Source organism: Bacteroides sp. M10, assembly GCF_014334015.1.
GTDB classification, from domain to species: Bacteria; Bacteroidota; Bacteroidia; order Bacteroidales; family Bacteroidaceae; genus Bacteroides; species Bacteroides intestinigallinarum.
The window spans coordinates 4,613,530-4,629,681 of record NZ_CP060488.1 but is presented as its reverse complement, the minus strand read 5'-3'; the positions used below and the strand labels follow the sequence as shown (position 1 = coordinate 4,629,681).

The following is a 16,152-nucleotide window of genomic DNA, read 5'->3' as shown; positions in this document are numbered from 1 at the left end:
GTTAAAAATCAGTAGATTTACCGGGGATGGCACGTTCTATCAGTTCGTTTCCCACGTATGTTCCCTTGTCGTCATCCGTAGGATGGTCACGGAGGAAATCAGGGAAAAAGAACATTTTGAGGATGAAGAACATAACGAATAATTTCAGCAGAATGATAACCCACAGGGTACGCCCCAAGGTCATACTACGGAAGCCCTCCAAATAGAAGTTCCAGATCGTAAGCAGTGTATTCTTCATATGTTGACGTTATAATTTGTAATGAGTACAAATATACATTTTTTATAATTAAAACAAACAACTAGTCGAAAAAGTTGCGCGATTTGTTGTGTTTTTCTTCAAAAACCTGCCTATCGACAGAAAAAAAACATTTAACGGCGAAATTACGTCATCCGTCTATCGTTTTTGCGGCATATATAATATGTACGTACCTTCGCTAACAGTAAATCAATAGAAGTATGAATATGATAAATGTAAGAAGATTGACAGTGATGACATTTCTTGGAGCAGGTATGCTGTCCGGCATATCTGCCCAAGTTTCTCCGCTGCAAGTCGATACGCTGAAAGAAACGAAAATTCCGGCTCAATGGGATTTGCAGTCATGCATCGACTACGCAAAAGAGCAGAACATCACGATTCGCAAGAACCGGATCACTGCGGCCAGCACGCAGATTGATGTAAAGACAGCTAAGGCTGCCTTGTTTCCCAGTCTTTCGTTCTCTACCAGCCAGCAGGTGGTGAATCGTCCGTATCAGGAGACGAGTAGTCGGGTAAGCGGCAGCGAAATTATCAGTAGCAATAGTAAAACGAGCTACAATGGTAATTATGGACTGAATGCGTCGTGGACTCTATATAATGGTAATAAAAGACTGAAAACCATCCAACAGGAAAAGTTGAACAATCAGGTAGCCGAACTGGACGTAGCGACTTCCGAAAACAACATTCAGGAGTCTATCGCCCAAGTGTATATTCAGATTCTTTATGCAGCCGAGTCTGTCAAAGTAAACGAAAGTACCCTGCAAGTCTCTATTGCGCAGCGTGACCGCGGACAGGAACTTCTGAACGCCGGAAGTATTGCTAAAAGCGACTTCGCCCAACTGGAAGCACAGGTGAGCACAGACCGATACCAACTTGTCACAGCGCAAGCCACTCTTGAAGATTACAAATTACAACTGAAACAACTGCTCGAACTGGATGGGGAGAATGAAATGAATATCTACCTCCCTGCCCTGTCCGACGAAAATGTACTGGCTCCGTTGCCTACCAAAAAAGATGTGTACATTAGTGCATTGAGTCTTCGCCCGGAGATTGAAGCTAGCAAACTTAATGTAGAGGCTTCCGAACTGGGTATCGGTATTGCCAAATCAAGTTATTTGCCCACAATCAGCCTTAGCGCAGGAATCGGAACCAACCACACCAGCGGCAGCGACTTCACTTTCGGAGAGCAAGTGAAAAACGGATGGAACAATTCGATCGGATTGTCTGTCAGTGTGCCGATCTTCAATAACCGTCAAACTAAAAGTGCCGTACAAAAAGCAAAATTGCAATACGAGACGAGCATGTTATCCTTGCTTGACGAACAAAAGGCTCTGTACAAAACCATCGAAGGACTCTGGCTGGATGCTAACAGTGCACAGCAACGTTATGCAGCAGCAAACGAGAAGTTGAAGAGTACACAAATCAGCTATGAGTTGATTAGCGAACAGTTTAATCTGGGAATGAAGAATACCATAGAACTTCTTACTGAAAAGAACAACTTGCTGCAAGCACAGCAGGAACAGCTTCAAGCCAAATATATGGCTATACTGAATATGCAGTTGCTGAAGTTCTATCAGGGAGATCAATTAGCAATCTAAATAAAAGCATAATAAACGAATGAAAACGAAAAAGATTATCTTAATCGCTGTGGCAGTCGTTGTGGTAGCAGGTGCAGGAATCTGGTTCTTTGCAGGTTCACCGGCCAAGCACAAAGTCACCTACGCCACTGCCAACGTGAGCAAAGGCGATATTTCAAATTCGGTGACTGCTACCGGAACCATCGAACCGGTGACGGAAGTAGAAGTCGGTACACAGGTTTCCGGTATCATCGACAAGATTTACGTAGATTACAACTCGGTAGTAACCAAAGGACAGTTGATTGCCGAAATGGACCGTGCCACATTGCAAAGTGAACTGGCATCACAACAGGCAACGTACGATGGTGCAAAAGCCGAATATGAATATCAGAAGAAGAATTATGAACGTAGCAAAGGCTTACATGAAAAGTCACTGATTAGTGATACGGATTTCGAACAGGCCCTCTACAACTATCAGAAAGCGAAAAGCAGCTATGACAGTAGTAAGGCATCACTCGCAAAAGCGGAACGTAACCTGGCTTATGCTACTATCACCTCACCGATTGACGGAGTAGTCATCAGCCGTGATGTGGAAGCAGGACAAACCGTTGCTTCCGGATTCGAAACTCCGACACTGTTCACCATTGCTGCCGACCTGACACAGATGCAGGTAGTAGCCGATGTGGATGAAGCTGATATAGGCGGTGTAGTAGAAGGCCAGCGTGCCAGCTTCACGGTAGATGCTTATCCGAATGATGTATTCGAAGGCGTAGTTACACAGATTCGTCTGGGAGATGCAAGCAGTACGAGCAGTACAAGCACCACCACTACAGTAGTTACTTATGAAGTTGTAATCTCTGCTCCCAACCCTGATCTGAAACTGAAACCTCGTTTGACAGCTAATGTCACGATCTATATTCTTGATAAAAAGGATGTGTTGTCTGTCCCGAACAAAGCACTGCGATTCACACCTGAAAAACCGTTAATCGGTAATAATGACATCGTAAAAGATTGCGAAGGCGAACATAAACTCTGGACTCGTGAAGGAACCACATTCACCGCTCATCCGGTAGAAGTAGGAATCAGCAACGGTATATCTACAGAAATTATCAGTGGCATTTCCGAAGGAACAAAAGTAGTGACCGAAGCTACCATAGGAGCAATGCCCGGTGAAAATGTGGCTGCTGAAGGAAATCAGGAAAGTGGCGGAGAAAGAAGTCCGTTCATGCCTGGCCCTCCGGGAAGTAAGAAGAAAAAATAATTATTCAATGTGCCAATCCGTTATTGGCACATTAACACATTATTTACGATGAAAAAAGTAATTGAAATACAAAATATCAAACGTAACTTTCAGGTAGGCGACGAAACCGTCCACGCATTGCGGGGCGTTTCGTTCAATATCAATGAAGGAGAGTTTGTTACCATCATGGGGACTTCCGGTTCGGGAAAATCCACGCTGCTTAATATATTAGGCTGCCTGGACACCCCGACCAGTGGAGAATATCTGCTCGACGATATTCCTGTACGTACGATGAGCAAGCCTCAACGTGCAGTACTAAGAAACCGGAAGATTGGCTTCGTGTTCCAAAGCTACAACTTGTTACCTAAAACGACGGCTGTAGAAAATGTGGAACTACCGCTTATGTACAACTCTGCCGTGAGCGCTTCCGAACGCCGTCGCCGCGCCATCGAATCCCTACAGGCTGTAGGATTGGGAGACCGTCTGGAACATAAATCCAACCAGATGTCCGGTGGACAGATGCAACGCGTTGCCATCGCACGCGCATTGGTCAACAATCCGGCAGTGATTCTTGCCGACGAAGCGACCGGAAACCTCGATAGCCGTACCTCTTTCGAGATACTTGTACTGTTTCAAAAGCTTCATGCAGAGGGACGTACGATTATCTTTGTAACACATAATCCCGAACTTTCGCAATATAGCAGCCGGAATATCCGTCTGCGTGACGGTCAGGTTATAGAAGATACAACCAATCCGAAAATTCTGTCTGCCGCCGAAGCGCTGGCCGCATTGCCGAAAAACGACGAGGATTAATAATTATTCAATGTGCCGATATACTAATGTGCCGATTGCAGTACAATAAACAGGTTGGGTGACTATACCTTCAGGAAATTGCCCCATTAGTATATGGACAAATTAGCAAATTATTCATTATGAATGGAACTAATTTATTTAAGATAGCTCTCCGGGCATTGGCGAACAATAAGCTGCGTGCTTTTCTAACCATGCTCGGTATCATTATCGGTGTTGCTTCTGTCATCACGATGCTGGCTATCGGACAAGGTTCGAAGAAAAGCATCCAGCAGCAGATTTCCGAGATGGGATCGAACATGATTATGATTCATCCGGGAGCCGATATGCGTGGAGGTGTCCGGCAAGATCCGTCTGCTATGCAGACTTTGAAGCTTGCCGACTACGAAGCCTTGCGTGATGAGACAAGTTTCCTATCCGCCATCAGTCCCAATGTTTCATCATCGGGGCAACTCATTGCCGGAAACAACAACTATCCAGCTTCCGTGAACGGTGTCGGAACAGAATACCTCGACATCCGCCAGCTGACTGTTGAAAACGGAGAGATGTTCACTGAAGCCGACATACAGAGTTCGGCCAAAGTATGTGTGATTGGAAAGACTATAGTAGACAATCTTTTTCCGGACGGAAGTGATCCGGTAGGTAAGATTATTCGTTTCAGTAAAATACCGCTTCGTGTGGTAGGTGTGCTCAAAGCCAAAGGCTACAACTCTATGGGACAAGACCAGGATGCAGTAGTGCTTGCACCATACACCACAGTGATGAAACGTCTGCTTGCCGTTACGTATTTGCAGGGAGTGTTTGCCTCTGCCCTTACCGAAGATATGACGGATTATGCTACTGACGAAATCAGTACGATCCTCCGTCGCAACCATAAGCTGAAAGCTTCGGATGACGATGATTTCACCATCCGTACCCAACAGGAATTGAGTACGATGCTCAACTCAACCACCGATTTGATGACAACCCTGCTGGCTTGTATCGCAGGTATTTCATTGGTAGTAGGTGGTATCGGAATTATGAATATCATGTATGTATCCGTTACGGAACGTACCCGTGAAATCGGTCTGCGTATGTCTGTCGGTGCACGTGGAGTCGATATTCTAAGCCAATTCCTTATCGAGGCCATCATGATTAGTATCACGGGAGGTATCATCGGAGTGATTATCGGTTGCGGGGCCAGCTGGATTGTCAAGAGCGTAGCGCATTGGCCTATCTATATCCAGCCGTGGAGTGTATTCCTTTCCTTCGCAGTATGTACCGTTACGGGCGTCTTCTTCGGATGGTATCCGGCTAAGAAAGCAGCAGATTTAGACCCGATAGAAGCCATCAGATACGAATAATTGATTGACAACCGTCGGTTGTCAATTAAAAAAATTATCTTTGTCTTTATGAAACAAACCTTTACATCCGCACGTCGTCCCCTGGAGATACTGATACACATTATCAGCTGGGGGATTATGTTCGGTTTCCCGTTCTTCTTCGTTGAACGTGGAAACGGGAACATTAACTGGATGGCCTATATACGCCATCTTGCTGTGCCACTCTCTTTCATGATTGCGTTCTACGTGAATTATTTCATTCTTGTTCCCCGTTATCTGTTTCAGAGTCAGGCCAAAAGATATATCGTCTATAATATTATCTTTTTATGTGTCATCGGCATTTTGCTACATCTCTGGCAAAGCCTGACATTCGATCCGTCATTTGCACCCAAAGCCAAAAGACCGGGTATACCTCCGGGATGGCTGTTTTTCCTTAGAGATATGTTGAGTCTCGTATTTACTATCGGCCTAAGTGCCGCTATCCGTATGAGCGCGCGATGGACGCAAAATGAAGCTGCCCGCAAAGAAGCGGAACGAAACCGTGCGGAAGCGGAACTGAAAAATCTGCGGAACCAACTGAACCCTCACTTTCTATTGAATACGCTGAATAATATCTATGCACTGATTGCATTTGATTCGGACAAGGCGCAACAAGCAGTTCAGGAGTTGAGCAAACTGCTTCGTTATGTGTTATATGATAACCAACAGACATACGTTCCTCTCTGTAAAGAGGTTGATTTTATCCGGAATTACATTGAACTGATGCGCATCCGCCTGTCGGCCAATGTACAGATGATTACTAAATTCGATATTCAGCCCGACAGTCAGACGCTTATTGCTCCGCTTATCTTTATCTCATTGATAGAGAATGCTTTCAAGCATGGCATCTCCCCTACTGAATCGAGTTTCATCAGTATTCATCTTTCGGAGAATGATAAGGAGGTGATTTGCGAAATCCGCAACAGTAATCATCCAAAGACAGTGAAGGATAAAAGTGGCTCGGGTGTGGGACTGGAGCAAGTCAGCCGCCGGTTGGAGATTCTTTATCCCGGGGCTTATACTTGGTCGAAAGGCATCTCAAAAGATGAAAAAGTATATGAATCGAGATTAAGTATCAAGATCAGAGAATAGATTTCAAAACATTGGATATAAAAACGTTAGATATAAAATAGTATGATGTTACGTTGTGCAATTGTTGACGATGAGCCGTTAGCTCTTAGCTTGTTAGAGAGTTACGTGAATAAAACCCCGTTCCTGCAACTCGTAGGAAAATATTCCAGTGCGGTTCAGGCAATGAAAGAATTGCCTGGCGAAGAGGTCGATCTCCTGTTTCTGGACATCCAGATGCCGGAGCTTAATGGTTTGGAGTTTTCGAAGATGGTAGATCCGCACACCCGTATTGTGTTTACTACCGCTTTCGGACAGTATGCCATCGACGGTTATCGTGTCAATGCACTCGATTACCTGCTGAAACCAATCTCCTACGTCGATTTCCTGCAAGCTGCCAACAAGGCCCTTCAATGGTTCGAACTTGTGCAGAAACCGGAAGAGATAGACAGTATTTTTGTGAAAAGTGACTACAAACTGGTACAAGTGGACTTGAAGAAAATCATGTATATCGAAGGACTGAAAGATTATATTAAAATATATACGGAAGATGCTTCCAAACCTATTCTGTCACTGATGAGTATGAAAGCAATGGAGGAACTTTTACCGTCCAGCCGTTTCATACGCGTGCACCGCTCATTCATCGTACAAAAAGATAAGATACGCGTGATCGACCGCGGCCGTATTGTTTTTGACAAGACATATATTCCTATCAGCGATAGTTACAAGCAAGTTTTTCAGACTTTTCTTGACGAAAGGAGCTGATTATCCATGAATTTATCGGTAAAAAAGTGAATTTTGTCGATTATAGTTTGTCAAACTCCGTTTTATATCTACCTTTGCAACGAACAGAAAGGGATTGTGAAATTCCAAGAATAGAATAGTTTAGTTAAGTCTAGTTTAGTTTTTGTGTTAATAGCTCCCTCGTCGGCGGACGAACTAGGGAGCTATTTTTTATTTATTACAGGAATATTATTGCACAAAATATACATATTTTCCATAACTTTGCAGCGACAAAGGATCACACAAATGGAATATAGCGTAGAAGAACTAAAAAGTGCATTAATAGAGAAATGCGAGAGTGAAGGTATCCTGTATGCAACGGTTGCAATGGACCGTCGTACTAAAGAAATGATTCTTCCTGATACTTTACAAGGAGCTCTGAAACATCCGGAATTCTTCGTATGTACCTGCAAGAAAGTAAAAGACCAATATGTAGTGGAGGAGATTACTAAAGTGTAATACTCCCCCAGTCTTTTATTTTTTATTCGCCCAGTTCACCTAGCAAATCGTAGGAAGGAGCAAAGAAAAGTGTTCCCGTAACTGCTGTACTAAAGTCCAGTAAACGGTCGGTATTGCCTACCGGATTGCCAATAAACATACTTTCCAACATCTGCCGGGTAGTAGTGAACGTACTTGCATAGCCGATGAAGTAAGTACCATATTCTCCCTTAGACGTATTGGCGAACGGCATATTGGCACGCACTATTTTCAGGTCATCACCAATATTAGTGACGGCATTATGCGCATTTTGAGGTTTCTCCTCGTCAGACAGTTCGACATCGTTAAACTTACGACGTCCGATCACTTTCTCCTGTTCTTCCACAGGCAAGGAGTTCCACGCAACCATATCGTGAATATACTTCTGCACAAAGACATAGCTGCCTCCTGCAAAATCAGCATCTTCCTCTCCTACAACTGCAAAATGATAGGGATTCTCATCAACTGCCGGATTCTCCGTTCCATCCACAAAGCCGATAATAGCCTTGCCATCCATATATCTGAAACCGTGAGTTTCGTCGACAGGTTCAACCACGCCTTGAAGTTTCTCATCGATGATAGATGCAAACTCAAAACATAATCCCATCTGTTTTGCACGGATATGAAACAATAAGTCGCCCGGAGTAGAAACTGCCGTATGCTTCTCGCCTTTTATCTCTTCGAAAGTTTTCAGTTCTTTGGGTTTTCCCTGTTCCGGGAAAAGACGGCTCCAGGCATCGGCTCCAAATCCCATGGTACAACTGAACATCATATCAGGAAAACGGTTACGCATACTGCGAATCAGGGCCGAGAAATTGGCACACACATCTTTTACTTTGTCAAGAGTTTCAGGCGAATCTTTTAAAGTATAAACAATAAAAATAACATTTTCGCCTTGTTTCCCCGCTACGTCTTGTGGGATATTACCACCAAATGAATGTTGATAAGGATTCATATTTTTCTTTTTTTTCTATTAGTTTCGTCAATGAAATAGTTCTGTTCTAACTCATCTTTTTATTAGGATCTTCAATATATGCGGCAGCCCCTTTATCCATAAACAGTTCTACATTTTGCGCATGATGAGCCACATAGGCTGCGGGACCAGTGTCTCCCGAATTACAGATTTCTTCTACTACATCGGCTTTGTTTTTTCCGGTAATCAGGAAAATGACATAGCGGGCATTCTGAATGGGGTATCCCGTCATTGCGATACGCTTCTGCCCGTTACGGGGATGTGCACTGACCACATAAATAGAGTTTGAAGTCAGCAAATCTTCTTGCCCGGGAAAGATCGAAGAAGTGTGTCCGTCATCTCCGGCTCCCAACAGTATAATATCGAATTCGGGCCAACCCCGCTTAAACGGCACTTGCTGCCGGACTAATTCCGAATAACGAACCGCCTCTTTCGCAGGCTTTTCCTCTCCACGGATGCGGAATACATTCTCATAAAGAATAGGAGTGACACCCAAAAGAAGGTTGCGCATCATTCCGTAATTACTGTCCGAATCATCGGGAGGCACACAACGTTCATCCACCCAATAAATCCGCATACGGTCCCAAGGGGTAATTTCCATATATTCATTCGCCCATAAATCGAACATCAGAGCAGGGGTATTACCACCACTAACTGCGATATTGAACACTCTGTCCGGCTCTTCATTCATGATTTCCACCAGGCGGAGTATCAATGCTCGTGAAGTTTCAATTGATGAGGGAAAAACTGATAGTTTCATAATTCACAATATTGATCTGTATTTGTCAAATTCTTACAAGGATTCGTCCAGTCAGCCCCATGTTCGTGCATCATTGCTTCACTTTCCAAAGGTCCCCACGTACCTGCGGGATAACCGTAAAGAGGCGCATCGGGGTTATCTTTCCAATAGCGGAGCACCGGATCGAAGAATTTCCATGAGGCTTCTACTGCATCACTTCGAGTAAATAAAGTCGGATCGCCCTGGATACAATCATCTATCAGACGGGCATAAGCGTCACCACTAGGCACACCGCCCAACTGTGCATAACTGAAATCCATCGTCACCTGGCGGACTTCGAAACCTGCACCGGGGACTTTCATTCCGATTTTGAGCACAATTCCTTCATTCGGTTGCAAACGAAGGATCAATTTATTAGCCCGTGGACAGTTGCCACTAGCACAATGAAACATCTGATGAGGTGTTTCCCGGAAATGCACAACGATTTCCGTTACTTTCGTCGGCATTTGTTTACCTGTACGAATGTAGAACGGAACGCCACTCCAGCGCCAGTTACTAATGCCCAGTTTCATGGCAATATAAGTTTCCGTGCGCGAATCGGGAGCCACTCCTTTTTCTTCACGGTATCCTTTTTTACTACCGGAGGCTGTATATTGTCCGCGAACAATATGTTCATTCAAATCGACATCATTCAATGGAGTAAGAGATTCGTAGACCTTCACCACTTCATTACGGAAATTGTCTGCATTGAAAACAGCTGGCGGTTCCATAGCCGTAAGGGCCACAAGCTGTATCAGATGATTCTGCACCATATCCCGCAGCGCACCTGCCGTTTCATAGAACCCGCCTCGTTGCTCGATACCCAGATTTTCTACGGCTGTAATTTCTACGTAGTCAATATAGTTACGATTCCAGAGAGGTTCGAAGATACCGTTGGCAAAACGGAAAGCCAGTACATTCTGGGCCGTTTCCTTACCGAGAAAATGGTCGATACGGTAAATTTGATGCTCATTGAAAACAGAGGCATACGTTTTATTCAGTTCAAATGCCGACTCGAGATCATAACCAAAAGGTTTCTCAACGATGATGCGCGAGTGGGGAGTGTTAAGTCCGGCAGCTTTCAAATAGAGGGGCACTACTCCGTAAAGTGATGGCGGAGTGGCAAGATAGAACAGCAGATTGTCCGGATCTACCTCATTAGTCAATTCAGCCAGACGTTGGCGGAGTTGCGGGTAACCTTCTTCTTTTGCCGGGTCCATCGGTAAATAGTAGAGATGGGAGACAAATGAAGCCATAAGAGCTGTGTCCTGTTCTTCGGACTTGACGAACTGTTGTAGTTCTTCTAATATATAGGAACGGTAGTTATCGTCAGAATAGACCGTACGCCCGATACCCAATATGGAAAACTCTCCGGTCAACCGTTTTTCACGGTAGAGGGAGTAAAGGGCAGGCATCAGCTTACGCTTGGTCAAATCACCTGACGCACCGAAAATTATCATTGCAAATTTATCCACTTTATTAATTTCTAAATATGAATTATAGGTTTACTCAAACATTATAGGTGCCCGATTTCGTATCTCCTCCGTGGCCTGTCCAGTTCTCGTGGAAGAACTGTCCGCGCAACTCATCCTTACGCTCAAAAGTGTGCGCACCGAAATAATCGCGTTGTGCCTGCACAAGGTTGGCGGGCAGATCGGCAGAAGTAAGCGAATAGAAATAGTTGAGGGCAGAGGAGAAAGCAGGAACGGGAAGTTCTTCTTTCATGGATTCCGCCACCAGGCTCTTCCATCCGGGAAGCAATGTCTTCATTTCTTCTTTAAAATAAGGAGCCAACAACAAGTGTTTAGGCTTGTCGGTGGCTTCGAAGGCAGCTGCAATATCGTTCAGGAATATACTGCGAATGATGCATCCCCCACGCCACATACGCGCAATGGAAGCCAGGTCGAGATGCCAGCCGAAAGCGTCGGAAGCACGTTGCAACACGGCGAATCCCTGGGCATAAGAGACGAGTTTGGAAGCATAAAGAGCAGAAAAGATATTCTTTACGAGTTCCGCCTTATTATATATAGGTTGTGTATGTTGACACTGGAATTGCTTGGAAGCCAGGTGACGCAAGTCTTTCTGTGAAGAAAGGCTTCGTTCGAATACCGCCGTGGCAATTAGCCCTAACGGCATACCGAGTTCCATCGCATTGATAACCGACCATTTTCCGGTTCCTTTCTGTCCGGCTGCATCCAGGATTTTATCAATGAGATAACCTCCGGATTTGTCTTTATGCCGCAAAATGTTGGCGGTGATTTCGATCAGATAACTGCGAAGTTTGCCTTCGTTCCAACGGGCAAAGACATCAGCCATTTCCTCATTGGTCAGATCAAGCAACTTTTTCATCACCCAATAGGCTTCGGCGATCAGTTGCATATCACCATATTCGATACCGTTGTGAATCATCTTCACAAAATGACCGGAGCCGGCAGGACCCACCCATTGACAACAAGGAGTGCCATCCGGTGCTTTTGCCGCAATACTTTGAAGAATCGGCTTCACTTCCGGCCATGCTTTTTCCGAACCACCGGGCATGATAGAAGCTCCATTCAAGGCTCCCTCTTCACCACCGGACACACCGCTACCGACGAAAAGAAATCCCTTTGATTCCGCCAGTTGGACACGGCGGTTCGTATCTTCGTAATTAGAATTACCGCCATCAATAAGGATGTCTCCCGGTGAAAGCAACGGGAAAAGCTGATCCATCAGTTCGTCAACCGGACTTCCGGCACGAACCATCATCATAATCTTACGGGGAATAGCTATCGAATCTACAAATGCCTTTATATCTGTGAATCCTTCGATGTTTTTACCTTTTGCACGACCATTCAGGAAGCGTTCTACCACCCCCTCTTCTACTCCGGGAACAGTACGGTTATAAACCGACACGTGCCATCCCTTACTCTCCATGTTTAAAGCAAGATTCTCGCCCATCACAGCCAAGCCGATAAGTCCGATATCTGTTTTATTCTGATTTGCCATAACTTGTATATTTTGAATATTCTTTATCTTAGTAACATTTGAAATGCATATTTGTTCGCAATATTTTAGATTAAAATATTATTTTTGTAGTCTACAAATAAAATCAAGGATGAAGAAGATCAAAATCGGTTTGTTGGCACGCATCGTTATCGCCATCATTTTGGGTATTGCCATCGGCACAGTTTTCCCGGCTCCGCTAGTGCGAATATTTGTTACGTTCAATGGCATTTTCAGTGAATTTCTCAATTTCTCTATCCCATTGATTATCGTCGGACTGGTTACTGTGGCTATTGCCGACATCGGAAAAGGTGCAGGAAAAATGCTACTCGTGACGGCTTTGATCGCCTACTTCGCTACTCTTTTTTCAGGCTTTCTCTCCTATTTCACAGGGGTCACGGTATTTCCTTCGCTCATCGAACCGGGTGCGCCACTTGAAGAAGTAAGCGAAGCACAGGGAATCCTCCCCTACTTCTCCGTCTCCATTCCGCCACTGATGAACGTAATGACAGCTCTGATTTTAGCTTTCACACTGGGGTTAGGACTGGCGTCACTCAACAGCGACGCATTGAAAAATGTGGCACGTGATTTTCAGGAAATTATCGTACGAATGATAAGTGCCGTCATTCTACCGTTGCTACCGCTTTATATCTTCGGCATATTCCTCAACATGACACATTCGGGACAAGTATATTCTATCCTGATGGTGTTTATTAAAATTATCGGAGTCATCTTCGTTCTTCATATTTTCCTGTTGGTTTTTCAGTATTCCATTGCGGCATTGTTTGTGCATAGAAATCCATTCAAATTGCTTAGCAAAATGCTGCCCGCTTACTTCACGGCATTGGGTACACAATCATCTGCAGCCACCATTCCCGTGACACTGGAACAAGCCAAAAAGAACGGAGTATCTGCCGAAGTAGCCGGGTTCGTGATTCCGCTATGCGCCACCATCCATCTATCGGGCAGTACACTGAAAATTGTAGCCTGCGCACTGGCATTGATGATGATGCAGGGAATGCCGTTCGACTTCCCCCTGTTTGCCGGGTTTATCTTTATGCTGGGTATCACTATGGTAGCCGCTCCGGGAGTTCCGGGTGGAGCAATCATGGCTTCCCTGGGGATTCTGCAATCCATGCTCGGTTTCGACGAATCGGCACAGGCTTTGATGATTGCGCTTTACATCGCGATGGATAGTTTCGGTACTGCCTGCAATGTGACGGGAGACGGAGCTATCGCTTTGATTATCGACAAAATAATGGGAAAAAACCGTGCTGAATGACTGTGCTGAAAAATAATTGGAAAGTCACTTGGCTAGGTCACAAAAAATGCCGACATTTGCACCCACATTTTCAATTATATTAAATAATAGCGTATGAAAAAAGCCCTAATTTCAGGCATCACCGGGCAAGATGGTTCTTATCTTGCCGAATTTCTATTGCAAAAAGGTTACGAAGTACACGGTATACTCCGTCGTTCTTCTTCGTTCAATACAGGACGTATTGAACATTTGTATTTTGACGAGTGGGTGCGCGACATGAAACAGAAACGTACGATTAATCTGCATTATGGGGATATGACAGATTCTAGTTCGTTAATTCGTATTATTCAACAGGTGCAACCGGATGAAATCTACAATCTCGCAGCTCAAAGCCACGTGAAGGTTTCGTTCGACGTTCCGGAATACACTGCCGAAGCAGATGCTATCGGTACGTTGCGTATGCTCGAAGCTGTACGCATCCTGGGACTGGAAAAGAAAACCCGCATCTATCAGGCTTCTACTTCCGAATTGTTCGGTAAGGTGCAGGAAGTTCCACAAAAAGAGACAACTCCATTCTATCCCCGTTCTCCGTATGGGGTAGCCAAACAATATGGTTTCTGGATTACTAAAAACTACCGCGAAAGCTATGGTATGTTTGCAGTAAACGGTATTTTGTTCAATCACGAGAGCGAACGCCGTGGTGAGACGTTCGTTACCCGTAAAATTTCGCTTGCTGCCGCACGTATCGCACAGGGCGAACAGGACAAACTGTACCTGGGTAATCTGGATGCACGCCGCGACTGGGGATATGCCAAGGATTACATCGAATGTATGTGGCTGATCCTGCAACATGATGTTCCCGAAGATTTCGTTATTGCTACCGGAGAAATGCACACGGTGCGCGAATTCGCAACGTTAGCATTCAAAGAAGCAGGGATCGAGCTTCGTTGGGAAGGTGAAGGCGTAAATGAAAAAGGTATCGACGTAGCTACCGGAAAATCTCTGGTAGAAGTTGATCCGAAGTATTTCCGCCCATCGGAAGTAGAACAATTGCTGGGCGACCCGACTAAAGCTAAAACACTGTTGGGCTGGGATCCGCGTAAAACATCATTCGAAGAACTGGTAAGTATCATGGTTCGCCACGATATGGAGAAAGTGAGACGAATGATTGCTACCAAACATTAAAAAATGAATTTCATTTCACCACAGAGGACGCAGAGGACACAGAGAAAAAAATAAAATCCTCCGTGTCCTCTGTGTCCTCTGTGGTGAACTAATAAAAGATAGAATGGAAAAGAATGCAAAGATATATGTAGCAGGACACCGCGGACTTGTGGGATCTGCTATCTGGAAGAATTTGCAGGATAAAGGATACACCAATCTGGTAGGCCGCACTCACAAAGAGCTTGATCTGCTGGATGGCATGGCTGTCCGTAATTTTTTCGATGAAGAACAACCGGAATATGTATTCCTCGCTGCTGCCTTTGTGGGTGGTATCATGGCGAACAGCATCTACCGTGCCGACTTTATCTACAAGAATCTGCAAATTCAACAGAATATCATCGGAGAGAGCTTCCGCCACCATGTAAAGAAGTTACTCTTCTTGGGTAGCACGTGTATTTATCCACGTGACGCCGAACAGCCGATGAAGGAAGATGTATTGCTTACTTCACCGTTGGAATATACCAACGAGCCGTATGCAATCGCTAAAATTGCCGGACTGAAAATGTGCGAAAGTTTCAACCTGCAATATGGAACGAACTACATCGCTGTGATGCCGACAAACCTTTACGGACCGAATGATAATTTCGACTTGGAGCGCAGTCATGTACTGCCTGCCATGATCCGGAAGATTCATCTGGCACACTGTCTGAAAGAAGGAAACTGGGAAGCAGTACGCAAGGATATGAATCTGCGTCCGGTGGAAGGTGTGAATGGCGACAGTCCGAAAGAAGAAATCCTGACTATTCTGCAAAAATACGGAATCAGCGAAACGGAAGTCACTCTTTGGGGTACAGGTACTCCACTCCGCGAGTTCCTTTGGAGCGAAGAAATGGCAGATGCCAGCGTCTTCGTAATGGAGCACGTAGACTTCAAAGATACCTATAAAGAAGGTAGCAAAGATATCCGCAACTGCCATATCAACATCGGCACCGGTAAGGAAATCACCATCCGTCAGCTGGCCGAACGTATTGTAGAAACTGTAGGGTATCAAGGAAAACTGACCTTCGACAGCAGCAAACCGGACGGCACTATGCGCAAGCTGACCGATCCTTCGAAACTGCACTCTTTGGGGTGGCACCATAAAATTGAAATCGAGGAAGGCGTACAAAGAATGTACGAATGGTACTTGAAATAAGAATTTAAAGAATCAATCAATATGCTATGAGCAGAAATCTTTTTGCTTATAGCATATTTTTTTTTGATTATAGCATAATGATTTTTGGTTATAGCATAATGAAATTAGCTATAAGCATAATCTTTCCTCCTACCAGCCTGTCGCAATCTCACTACATCGCCCTTCCCCCATTTCCAAAAATTCTTCCCTCTTAATTCTTCATTATTAATATAATTGCTATATTTGCA

At 44.7% G+C, this 16,152-nt stretch carries 15 protein-coding genes; 10 read left to right on the top strand and 5 right to left on the bottom strand.

Going from position 1 to position 16,152, the window contains the following annotated elements; all coding sequences use genetic code 11:
- Nucleotide 1: 1 nt before the first annotated feature.
- Nucleotides 2-238 (bottom strand): DUF4492 domain-containing protein, encoded by a 237-nt coding sequence (locus tag H8796_RS16805; RefSeq protein WP_004300334.1) that lies wholly within the window; start codon nt 236-238, stop codon nt 2-4.
- 218 nt (nt 239-456) lie between these two features.
- Here H8796_RS16805 and H8796_RS16800 point away from each other — a divergent pair, with 218 nt between their 5' ends.
- The 7 genes from H8796_RS16800 to H8796_RS16770 all read left to right on the top strand — a co-directional run bounded on the left by H8796_RS16800 (nt 457) and on the right by H8796_RS16770 (nt 7,554).
- Nucleotides 457-1,854 carry a TolC family protein gene (locus tag H8796_RS16800; protein WP_187343836.1) on the top strand — a complete coding sequence of 466 codons (1,398 nt, stop codon included), beginning with the start codon at nt 457-459 and terminating at the stop codon, nt 1,852-1,854.
- 19 nt (nt 1,855-1,873) lie between these two features.
- A complete protein-coding gene (locus H8796_RS16795) occupies nt 1,874-3,094 on the top strand; it encodes an efflux RND transporter periplasmic adaptor subunit (RefSeq protein ID WP_004300331.1) in 1,221 nt (406 codons plus the stop codon).
- Nucleotides 3,095-3,142: 48 nt separating this feature from the next.
- Nucleotides 3,143-3,886 (top strand): ABC transporter ATP-binding protein, encoded by a 744-nt coding sequence (locus H8796_RS16790; protein ID WP_004300330.1) that lies wholly within the window; start codon nt 3,143-3,145, stop codon nt 3,884-3,886.
- A gap of 119 nt (nt 3,887-4,005) precedes the next feature.
- Nucleotides 4,006-5,226 carry an ABC transporter permease gene (locus tag H8796_RS16785; RefSeq protein WP_004300329.1) on the top strand — a complete coding sequence of 407 codons (1,221 nt, stop codon included), beginning with the start codon at nt 4,006-4,008 and terminating at the stop codon, nt 5,224-5,226.
- 48 nt (nt 5,227-5,274) lie between these two features.
- Nucleotides 5,275-6,336 carry a sensor histidine kinase gene (locus H8796_RS16780; protein ID WP_117933034.1) on the top strand — a complete coding sequence of 354 codons (1,062 nt, stop codon included), beginning with the start codon at nt 5,275-5,277 and terminating at the stop codon, nt 6,334-6,336.
- A 42-nt stretch (nt 6,337-6,378) separates the two neighbouring features.
- A complete protein-coding gene (locus H8796_RS16775) occupies nt 6,379-7,077 on the top strand; it encodes a LytTR family DNA-binding domain-containing protein (protein WP_004300327.1) in 699 nt (232 codons plus the stop codon).
- A gap of 264 nt (nt 7,078-7,341) precedes the next feature.
- Nucleotides 7,342-7,554 carry a hypothetical protein gene (locus tag H8796_RS16770; RefSeq protein ID WP_004310918.1) on the top strand — a complete coding sequence of 71 codons (213 nt, stop codon included), beginning with the start codon at nt 7,342-7,344 and terminating at the stop codon, nt 7,552-7,554.
- Between the two features lie 22 nt (nt 7,555-7,576).
- On the opposite strand, the gene H8796_RS16765 is transcribed toward H8796_RS16770, so the two are convergent.
- Genes H8796_RS16765 through gnd form a run of 4 tightly spaced genes read right to left on the bottom strand, consistent with a single transcriptional unit; the run spans nt 7,577 to nt 12,308 of the window.
- The gene (locus H8796_RS16765) at nt 7,577-8,527 is read right to left on the bottom strand and encodes a Dyp-type peroxidase (protein ID WP_008647212.1); all 951 of its coding nucleotides are present in this window, start codon (nt 8,525-8,527) and stop codon (nt 7,577-7,579) included.
- A gap of 46 nt (nt 8,528-8,573) precedes the next feature.
- Nucleotides 8,574-9,305 (bottom strand): 6-phosphogluconolactonase, encoded by a 732-nt coding sequence (pgl, locus tag H8796_RS16760; protein ID WP_187343835.1) that lies wholly within the window; start codon nt 9,303-9,305, stop codon nt 8,574-8,576.
- A complete protein-coding gene (gene zwf / locus H8796_RS16755; protein ID WP_117933033.1) occupies nt 9,302-10,798 on the bottom strand; it encodes a glucose-6-phosphate dehydrogenase in 1,497 nt (498 codons plus the stop codon). Before zwf ends, pgl begins: the two co-directional genes overlap by 4 nt.
- Before the next feature lie 34 nt (nt 10,799-10,832).
- Complete coding sequence (gene gnd / locus H8796_RS16750) at nt 10,833-12,308, bottom strand: decarboxylating NADP(+)-dependent phosphogluconate dehydrogenase (RefSeq protein WP_032846467.1); 1,476 nt, start codon at nt 12,306-12,308, stop codon at nt 10,833-10,835.
- Nucleotides 12,309-12,417: 109 nt separating this feature from the next.
- Here gnd and H8796_RS16745 point away from each other — a divergent pair, with 109 nt between their 5' ends.
- The 3 genes from H8796_RS16745 (at nt 12,418) to H8796_RS16735 (ending at nt 15,925) form a co-directional block, all read left to right on the top strand.
- Nucleotides 12,418-13,587, top strand: coding sequence for a dicarboxylate/amino acid:cation symporter (locus H8796_RS16745; RefSeq protein ID WP_117933031.1), 1,170 nt, complete (start codon nt 12,418-12,420; stop codon nt 13,585-13,587).
- 93 nt (nt 13,588-13,680) lie between these two features.
- Entirely contained in the window at nt 13,681-14,751 is a 1,071-nt protein-coding gene (gene gmd / locus H8796_RS16740; protein WP_117933029.1) for a GDP-mannose 4,6-dehydratase, read from the top strand.
- 103 nt (nt 14,752-14,854) lie between these two features.
- The gene (locus H8796_RS16735) at nt 14,855-15,925 is read left to right on the top strand and encodes a GDP-L-fucose synthase (protein ID WP_117933027.1); all 1,071 of its coding nucleotides are present in this window, start codon (nt 14,855-14,857) and stop codon (nt 15,923-15,925) included.
- Nucleotides 15,926-16,152 lie beyond the last annotated feature (227 nt).